9 protein-coding genes are annotated in these 8,937 nt (G+C 67.8%); 8 read left to right on the top strand and 1 reads right to left on the bottom strand.

What is annotated here, in order from left to right:
- The 4 genes from F9K34_RS14540 to doeB form a co-directional block, all read left to right on the top strand.
- Nucleotides 1–772: pyridoxal-phosphate dependent enzyme (locus F9K34_RS14540; protein WP_291337726.1), on the top strand; the 772-nt coding region annotated here is incomplete at its 5' end.
- Nucleotides 769–1,752: an ectoine utilization protein EutC gene (gene eutC / locus F9K34_RS14535; protein ID WP_291337725.1), complete on the top strand. Its 984-nt coding sequence runs from the start codon at nucleotides 769–771 to the stop codon at nucleotides 1,750–1,752. The genes F9K34_RS14540 and eutC, both read left to right, overlap by 4 nt.
- A 40-nt stretch (nucleotides 1,753–1,792) precedes the next feature.
- On the top strand, nucleotides 1,793–2,974 hold the full coding sequence (gene doeA / locus F9K34_RS14530) for an ectoine hydrolase DoeA (RefSeq protein ID WP_291337724.1): 1,182 nt from the start codon (nucleotides 1,793–1,795) through the stop codon (nucleotides 2,972–2,974).
- Between the two features lie 7 nt (nucleotides 2,975–2,981).
- On the top strand, nucleotides 2,982–3,992 hold the full coding sequence (doeB, locus tag F9K34_RS14525; RefSeq protein WP_291337730.1) for a N(2)-acetyl-L-2,4-diaminobutanoate deacetylase DoeB: 1,011 nt from the start codon (nucleotides 2,982–2,984) through the stop codon (nucleotides 3,990–3,992).
- 33 nt (nucleotides 3,993–4,025) lie between these two features.
- Here doeB and F9K34_RS14520 read toward each other — a convergent pair whose 3' ends face one another.
- Nucleotides 4,026–4,814, bottom strand: coding sequence for a helix-turn-helix transcriptional regulator (locus F9K34_RS14520; RefSeq protein WP_291337723.1), 789 nt, complete (start codon nucleotides 4,812–4,814; stop codon nucleotides 4,026–4,028).
- Nucleotides 4,815–5,003: 189 nt separating this feature from the next.
- Here F9K34_RS14520 and F9K34_RS14515 point away from each other — a divergent pair, with 189 nt between their 5' ends.
- The 4 genes from F9K34_RS14515 to F9K34_RS14500 are packed head-to-tail and all read left to right on the top strand — an operon-like array spanning nucleotide 5,004 to nucleotide 8,878.
- Nucleotides 5,004–6,017, top strand: a complete 1,014-nt coding sequence (locus tag F9K34_RS14515; RefSeq protein ID WP_291337728.1) for an ABC transporter ATP-binding protein — start codon at nucleotides 5,004–5,006, stop codon at nucleotides 6,015–6,017.
- A gap of 18 nt (nucleotides 6,018–6,035) precedes the next feature.
- The gene (locus F9K34_RS14510; RefSeq protein ID WP_291337721.1) at nucleotides 6,036–7,196 is read left to right on the top strand and encodes an ABC transporter substrate-binding protein; all 1,161 of its coding nucleotides are present in this window, start codon (nucleotides 6,036–6,038) and stop codon (nucleotides 7,194–7,196) included.
- A 4-nt stretch (nucleotides 7,197–7,200) separates the two neighbouring features.
- The gene (locus F9K34_RS14505) at nucleotides 7,201–8,052 is read left to right on the top strand and encodes an ABC transporter permease (RefSeq protein ID WP_291337720.1); all 852 of its coding nucleotides are present in this window, start codon (nucleotides 7,201–7,203) and stop codon (nucleotides 8,050–8,052) included.
- Between the two features lie 7 nt (nucleotides 8,053–8,059).
- On the top strand, nucleotides 8,060–8,878 hold the full coding sequence (locus F9K34_RS14500) for an ABC transporter permease (protein WP_291337718.1): 819 nt from the start codon (nucleotides 8,060–8,062) through the stop codon (nucleotides 8,876–8,878).
- Nucleotides 8,879–8,937: the final 59 nt, after the last annotated feature.

The following is an 8,937-nucleotide window of genomic DNA, read 5'->3' as shown; positions in this document are numbered from 1 at the left end:
GGCGCTTGCGCGGGGTGTCGTCACCGCCTCCACCGGCAATCACGGCCGGGCGCTCGCCGACGCCGCGCGGGCAGCGGGCGGGCGGGCCGTGGTCTGCCTGTCGAGGCTCGTGCCCGCGAACAAGGTTCAGGCGGTCCGCGACCTCGGCGCCGAGGTGCGGATCGTCGGCAGGAGCCAGGACGAGGCGATGGCGGAGGTCGCCCGTGCCGTGGCCGAGGAGGGGCTTGCGGAGGTCCCGCCCTTCGACGCCGCCGCCGTCGTCGCCGGGCAGGGGACGCTCGGGCTCGAGATTCTCACCGATTGTCCCGCGCCGTCCGCCGTTCTGGTGCCCCTCTCGGGCGGGGGGCTGGCTTCGGGTGTCGCGGCTGCCGTCAAGGCCTTGTCGCCCGCGACCCGGGTGATCGGGGTCAGCATGGCGCGCGGCGCCGCGATGGCGGCGAGCCTCGCCGCCGGCCGGCCGGTGGAGGTGGAAGAAGAGCCCACGCTGGCCGATTCCCTCGGCGGCGGGATCGGGCTGGGCAACCTTGTCACCTTCGCGATGTGCCGGGCGCTTCTCGACGATGTGGTGCTCGTGACCGAGGGCGAGATTGCCGCCGCCATGCGCCATATCCACGCCGTCACGGGCGATGCCGTGGAAGGTGCGGCCGCCGTGGGCCATGCCGCGATCCTGTCGGGCCGCATCAGCCCCGGCCGCGACACCGTCTGCATCCTCTCCGGCGCCAATGTCGCCCCCGAGACGTTCACCCGCGTGCTGGAGGACCCGGCGAGATGAGAGACCCCGTCACCATCCTGACCGAGGCAGACCTGCGCACTCTCGTGCCGCTTGACCTCGACGCCGTCGACTGCGTGGAGGACGCCTTCCGCGCGCTGGCCACGACGCCGGTGGCGATGCCGCCGATCCTCAGGCTCGACATCCCCGAGCACCGGGGGGAAGTCGACGTCAAGACGGCCTATGTGCCGGGCATCGACCATTTCGCCATCAAGATCAGCCCCGGCTTCTTCGGCAACCCCGAGATCGGCCTGCCCTCGACCAACGGGATGATGGTGGTCCTTTCGGCAAAGACGGGCCTCGTGCAGGCGCTTCTCCTGGACAACGGCTATCTCACCGACGTGCGCACTGCCGCCGCCGGCGCGGTGGCGGCGCGGCACCTGAGCCGCACCGACAGCCGGAGCGCCGCTATCCTCGGCGCCGGGATGCAGGCGGAGATGCAGGCACAGGCCCTCGCGCTCGTCCGGCCGGTCGAGGCGTTCCGGATCTGGGCCCGCGACCCGGCGAGGGCGGCCGCGCTTTGCGAGAGGCTGCGCGGCCGGGGCCTTGACGCCGTGCCCGCGCTTGGCGTGGCCGAGGCGACGGGCGGCGCCGACGTCATCGTCACCACGACGCCGGCGACGAGCCCGATCCTGCATGAGACCACAGCCGGCCAGCATGTGACCGCCATGGGTTCGGATGCCGGGCACAAGAACGAGATCGCGCCCGAATTGCTTGCACGGGCATACTACGTGGCGGACCGGCTGTCGCAGACGCGGGTGCTCGGCGAACTGCACCACGCCATCGCCGCCGGCGTCGTGCCCGCCGACCGGAGCTTCCCCGAGCTCGGGCAGATCGTCGCCGGCGTTGCCCCCGGCCGCTTGTCGCCCGGCCAGATCACGCTCGCCGACCTGACCGGGACCGGCATCCAGGATACCGCCATCGCCGCCCTTGCCGTGACGCGCGCCCGCGCGGCCGGCGCTGGGCAAAGCTTTACCGTCTGAGTATGAGAACAGGGCCCGAGCGCCCGAGGAGGACAGCCACATGACCGAGGTTCAATTGCGCTTCACGCGCCAGGAATTTGCCAGCCGCCTCGACAAGACGCGCCGCGCGATGGAGGCGAAGGGTGTCGATCTCCTGATCGTCACCGATCCCTCCAACATGAACTGGCTCACCGGCTACGATGGCTGGTCGTTCTATGTTCACCAATGCGTGATCGTGCCCCCGCATGGCGAGCCGATCTGGTTCGGCCGCGGGCAGGACGCCAACGGCGCGAAGCTGACGGCCTACCTTCGCCACGAGAACATCATCGGCTATCCCGACCACTACGTGCAGAGCGCCGAGCGGCACCCGATGGACTACCTTTCGGGCATCCTGGGCGACCGCGGCTGGGGCGGTCTCCGGATCGGGGTCGAGATGGACAACTACTACTTTTCGGCTGCCGCCTTCGCCGCCCTGACGAAACACCTGCCAGACGCCCGCTTCACCGATGCGACCGCACTCGTGAACTGGCAGCGCGCGGTGAAGTCGCCGCAGGAAATCGGCTACATGCGCAAGGCCGCCCGCATCGTCGAGAAGATGCATGCGCGCATTGTCGACACGGTCGAGGTCGGGATGCGCAAATGCGACCTGGTGGCCGAGATCTACGATGCCGGCATCCGCGGCGATGCCGAGTTCGGCGGCGACTATCCGGCGATCGTTCCGCTCCTGCCCTCGGGCCGCGACGCCTCCGCCCCGCACCTGACCTGGGACGACAAGCCGATGAAGGCGGGGGAGGGGACCTTCTTCGAGATCGCCGGATGCTACCACCGCTATCACGTTCCGCTCTCGCGCACGGTCTTTCTCGGCAAGCCGACGCAGGCATTCCTGGACGCCGAGAAGGCGACGCTGGAAGGGATGGAGGCGGGCCTAGCCGCCGCGAAGCCCGGCAACACCTGCGAGCACATCGCGCGGGGTTTCTTCGACGTGCTGGCGAAGTACGGGATCCTCAAGGACAACCGGACCGGCTATCCGATCGGCGTGAGCTATCCGCCGGACTGGGGCGAGCGCACCATGTCCTTGCGCCCTGGCGACAGGACGGTGCTGCAGCCGGGCATGACCTTCCACTTCATGACCGGTCTCTGGCTCGAGGACATGGGGCTCGAGATCACCGAATCCATCCTCATCACCGAGACTGGCGTCGAATGCCTCGCCAATGTTCCGCGCAAGCTTTTCGTGAAGGACTGACATCGTGCTGATCCAGCAGCAACTGATCGCATCGCCGGTGACCGCCACGGTCGACTTTGCCGCGCAGGGGGTCCACCATGGCTTCCTGCGCCTGCCCTACAGCCGCGACGACGCGGCCTGGGGATCGGTGATGATCCCGCTCACCGTGGTCAGCAACGGCGAGGGGCCGACCGTGCTTCTGACCGGGGCCAACCACGGCGACGAATACGAAGGACCGATCGCGCTCTTCGATCTCGCCGCGACGATCCGCGCGGAGGAGGTGACGGGCCGCATCATCATCGTCCCGGCGATGAACTACCCCGCCTTCATGGCGGGCACCCGCACCTCGCCCATCGACCGCGGCAACATGAACCGCAGCTTCCCCGGCCGGCCGGATGGAACGGTGACGCAGAAGATCGCCGACTACTTCCAGCGGGTTCTGCTGCCCATGTCGGACGTCGTGCTGGATTTCCACTCCGGCGGCAAGACGCTCGACTTCCTGCCCTACTGCGCGGCCCATGTCCTGGCCGACAAGCGGCAGGAGGCGCAGGCCTTCGATCTGGTGCGCGCGTTCGGTGCGCCCTATTCCTGCCGGATGCTCGAAATCGACGCGGTGGGGATGTACGACACCGCGGCCGAGGAGATGGGGAAGGTCTTCGTCACCACCGAACTCGGGGGCGGCGGAACTGCCAGCGCCCGCACCGCGGGCATCGCAATCCGCGGCTGCCGCAACCTTCTCGTCGCTGCCGGCGCCCTGAAGGGCGCGGTGGAGCCGCAGCCGACGCAATGGCTCGACATGCCGGATGACGACTGCTTCACCTTCTCGGAGGATGCCGGCCTCATCCGCTTCTGCGCCGACCTCGGCGACCGGGTCGAAAAGGGGCAGACCGTGGCGATGATCTATCCGACGAGCCGGACCGGGCACGCGCCCGTCGCCGTCGCGGCGCGCCGGTCGGGCCTTTTGACGGCACGGCATTTTCCGGGGCTGGTGAAGCCCGGCGACTGCGTCGCGGTGGTTGCGGACGAGGTGGACGGCTGAGGTCCCGCAGGCCGGCCGCCCCGCGGCGGCGCTTCAGCCGCGTTCCAGGGTCTCTATGAACCGGGCGAAGAGTTCGCCCTGCGAGCTGATTGCGAGCTTGGCGTAGATGTTGCGACGGTGGATGCGGACCGTGCCCGAGGCGATCCCGAGGACCTGGCCGAGCGCCTCGGCCGAATAGCCCTTGAGCGTGTACTCCGCCACCTCGCGTTCGCGTTCGGTCAACTGGCCCGCGCCAAAGCGCTGGAAGGTCCGCTCGATCTGTCCGGGCGAACCTTCGCGGCCCCGCGCGACCGGGCGGTCGAACCTCTCGGCAAGTCCGCGCCAGTTGCGCGCGACCGCCGCCTCCACCACCGGCGCGGCACCCGCAAGCGCGGCGAACTCGCGGGTGGAGAACGGCTTCGTCGCCCGCATCAGCGAGACGACCACCATGGCCCCCTGCCCGGTATCCACGAAAAAGCCGATCTCTTCGGCCAGCCCGGTCTGGACATAGTAGTTGCGGAAGTATTCGCCCTGGTAGAACCGGTCCGGTGCAAGGTCGCGCATCCGGTAGAGACGGGGCGCGACGGGCCGCGTCGCCGCGAGGTAGAACGGGTCGAGCAGATAGGGACCTGCCTGGTAGTCGGTCACGAAGACCGCCCGCTTGGCGGCGGGGAAGTCGTCGAAGAGGTCGATGGGCTGGGAGGCCCCGCGGTAGCCGAAGACGACCGTGAAGTCGTAAGGTGTGATCGCGCGGAGGAAAGCAGCCAGGCAGCGGGGGAAATCCGGCGTGGCCTCGGCCGCGATTAGTGCGCCGATCTGGGGCAGAAGGGAGGGACCGCTCATCGCGCCTGAGTTCTCCGGCCGTGATATGCGTTTTGGGGTATATACAGGCGCGGGCCCGGTTTCTACGCTTTCTGTCAATCCAGGGCATATGCCGCGAGTGGGGTGCGGGTGGCGGACGAAACGGAGACTCCCATCGCCGAGTTGCGCGGGGCGACGAAACGCTTCGGCGCCGTGGTGGCCGCGCGCGATATGCATCTTACGATCCGGCGCGGCGAATTCCTGTCCTTCCTTGGCCCCTCGGGCTGCGGCAAGACCACCGCGCTGAGGATGCTTGCAGGGTTCGAGGTTCCGACCGAGGGCGAAATCCTGCTGGATGACCAGAGGGTGAACGACCTGCCGCCGCATCGTCGCCCGGTGAACATGGTGTTCCAGCATTACGCGCTCTTTCCGCACCTGACGGTTGCGGACAACATCGCCTACGGTCTCCGCCAACGCCGACCGCGCCCGCCGGAGGCCGAGGTCGGCGCCGCCGTGGCGAAGGCCCTCGAAACCGTGCGGCTGCCGGGATACGGGCCACGCCGGATCTGGGAGATGTCGGGCGGCCAGCAGCAGCGCGTGGCGCTGGCCCGCGCCATCATCAACGAGCCGAAGCTCCTCCTGCTCGACGAACCGATGGCCGCGCTCGACAAGAAGCTCCGCCACGACATGCAGATCGAGTTGCAGACCCTGCAGCGGACGCTCGGCATCACTTTCATCCTGGTGACCCACGACCAGGAAGAGGCACTGTCGATGTCCGACCGCATCTGCATCATGCGGGACGGCCAGATCGTGCAAGTCGGCAGCCCGCGCGATCTCTACGACCGGCCGAAGAACCGCTATGTCGCGGATTTCGTCGGCAAGTCGAACTTCTTCGAGGGCACCGTGCGCGCGGTCGAGGGCGGCTCGGCCCGGCTGGACTGCGCGGGCGGCACCGTCGTCGTCGGCCACGCGGGCGACGGGGTCATGGCGGGACAATCCGCGATCGCGAGCCTCAGGCCTGAACAGATCACCCTGTCCCGCGGCGACGAGGGCGTTCCGGTGACGGTCGTCAATCGCATCTTCCTCGGAGAGCATACAGAATATCTGGTCCGGAACCCGGATCTGGGCCAGTTCCTCATCCTCGCCTCGCGTCAGGCCGAAGCGGGGGAGGGCAATTTCGAACCGGGGGAAACGGGACGGGCGCGGTGGCGCGATGGCGCGGCGCTCATCCTCAAGAACGATTGACCAACTGGGAGAACGAACATGACGGACCGGAAGGACTACATCTCTCGCGAGAAGTTCATGGCCGAACTCTGGCGCTACAAGAAGGGTTCGGTCACGCGGCGCCATTTCCTGGGCGTCACGGGGCTTGGTGCGGCGACGGCGGTTCTGGGCTCGGCGATGCCGGGGCTGCGCTCGTCGGCCTGGGCGCAGGGCGGCATCGGTGACCGCGTGGTGCTGGCGACCTGGCCGAACTACCACGATCCGGCGAACTTCGAGGCCTTTACCGCCGCGACGGGGGCGGCGGTCGACATGAACGTCTTCGGCTCGAATGAGGAAATGCTGGCGAAACTGCAGGCCGGCGGGTCCGGCTGGGACGTCTTCGTGCCCACGAACTACGCCGTCACTACCTATGTCGACGAGGGCCTGATCGAACCCCTCGATGTGACCCGGATCCCGAATTACGACGCGGCGACCTTCGAGCAGCGCTTTGCCGGCGCCGGCACGGTAGACGGCACGGTCTATGGTGTGCCGAAGAACTGGGGCACCACCGGTTTCGCGGTGAACACCGCGCAGCTTGGCGGCCTAGCGAAGCCGACGACCTGGAAGGAGTTCTGGGACATCACCATGGCCGAGTTCTCGGGCCGGACGATGGTCCACGACTACCAGCTCACCACCATTGGCAACGCGCTGAAATATTACGGCTATTCCTTCAACTCGGTGGACCCGAATGAGCTCGCGGACGCCGAGAAGCTTCTGATCGAGGCCAAGCCCCATCTCTTCGCGATCAACTCGGACTACCAGCCCTCCATGCGGTCGGGGGACGCCTGGATGACGGTCTGCTGGAGCGGAGACGGCAAGCAGATGAACCGCGACATGCCGGAGATCGAGTACATCCTTGGCAAGGAGGGCGGCGAGCTTTGGTCGGACTTTTACGCCATCCCCAAGGGCGCGCCGCATATGGACGCGGCCTATGCGCTGATCAACTTCCTGCTCGATCCTGCGGTGAACGCCAAGGAAAGCCTGTTCCACGGCTATCCGGTAGCCGACAGTCGGGTGAACGCACTCTTGCCGCCCGAAGTGCTGAACGACCCGATCCTTTATCCGGCGGCCGAGTTGCTCGACGCGCTGGAATTCGGCGCGGCGGTGACGCTGACCGATCCCAACCGCGCCGAGCTGATGGCGCGTTTCAAGTCGGCCTGAAAGCATGAGGCAGAGGCTGAGGACGACCCTGCTGCTGGCGCCGGCGACGGTGTGGCTTCTGGCCATGCTGGTGCTGCCGCTGGTGGTCGTGGTCGTCTTCAGCTTCGGCGCCCGTGCGCCCGCCGGGGGCTATTCCCCGGCCTTCACGCTTGAGAACTTCGCTAATCTCGGCACCCGCTGGGCGGCTTTCGAAAACACGCTGATGCTGGCGCCGGCGGGGACCGCCCTGTGCCTGCTGATCGCCTATCCGCTGGCCTACTACCTCGCGATCAAGGCCGATCCGAAATTGCGGACACTCCTGCTGATCCTCGTCATCGTGCCCTTCTGGACCTCGATCCTGATCCGCTCCTACGCTTGGATCTACCTCCTCGGCGGGCAGGGCATCCCGAAGCTCTTCGCCACGCTCGGACTTGGCAGCCCGCGGCTGATCAACACGCCCTTCGCGGTGCTGGCGGGGATCGTCTACGGCTATCTGCCGCTGATGGTCTTTCCGATCTTCGTCAGCCTCGAACGGCTCGACAAGCGGCTCCTGGAAGCCTCGGCGGATCTCGGCAGCCCGCCCTGGCGCAGCTTCCTGCAGGTGACGCTGCCGCTCTCGATGCCCGGCGTCGCCACCGGTTGCATGCTGGTCTTCATCCTCCTGATGGGGGAATTCCTGATCCCCGCGATGCTCGGCGGCGGCAAGGTCTTCTTCGTCGGCAACGCGCTCGTCGATCTTTTCCTGCAATCGCGCAACTGGCCCTTCGGGGCGGCGGTCGCGGTCGCGCTCGTCGTCGTCATGCTCGTCACCGTCACCCTCTACATGCGCCTGACGCGGCGCTGGGCGGGTGCGCGCGACGAAGTCTCGTTGATGTGAGGCTGCGATGCGGGCCTATGCGATCGCGGTCTACCTCTTCCTCTACATCCCGATCGGGGTGATCGCGATCTTTTCCTTCAACGCGGGCCGCCATGCCGCGCAACTCCAGGGCTTTTCGACCCAGTGGTATGGCAAGGCGCTCACCAACCCCTTCGTGATGGAGGCGCTTCAGACCTCCGCCACGGTCGCCGCGGTCTCGGCCGCGCTGGCGACGGTCGCGGGAACCCTGGCCGCGCTCGCCCTGCAGGGTGTCACCGGGCGCCCGCGGGTGATCTTCGACGCGCTCATCTACGTGGCCGTCATGGTGCCCGGCATCGTCATAGGCATCTCGACGCTGATCGCGCTCGTGACACTCTTCGACTGGCTGAACCCGGTCCTAGCCGCGCTCTGGCCGCTCGCCGGGGCGGCGCCGAAGCTCAACCTCGGCATCGGCTCGCTCATTGCCGCGCACGGGCTCTTCGCCATGGCGCTCGTCGTCATCATCGTGCGGGCGCGGGTGGCGGGCATGGACCGGAGCCTGATCGAGGCTTCGGCCGATCTCGGCGCCACGCCCTGGGGCACGTTCCGGCAGGTGACGCTGCCGCAGATCGCGCCGGCGATCCTCGCGGGCTTCCTCCTCTCCTTCACCTTCAGCTTTGACGATTTCATCATCGCCTTCTTCGTGGCCGGGTCGGAGACCACGCTGCCGATCTATGTCTTCTCCTCGATCCGGCGCGGCGTGACGCCGGAGATCAACGCCATCGGGACGATGGTGCTGGCCGCATCGCTCGGTGTGCTGATTGCCGCGCAGGCGATCCTGCAGCGCGGCCGCCGTCGGGAAACGTGAGGGGGCGGGCGTGCTGCTCAGGGATCGCGTCGCCTTCGTCACCGGGGCCGGCCGATCCC

The sequence above is a fragment of the Albidovulum sp. genome (assembly GCF_008933605.1).
Lineage (GTDB): Bacteria > Pseudomonadota > Alphaproteobacteria > Rhodobacterales > Rhodobacteraceae > Albidovulum.
Note: the sequence above shows the minus strand (reverse complement) of the source record. Positions and strands in the feature narration are given on the sequence as shown.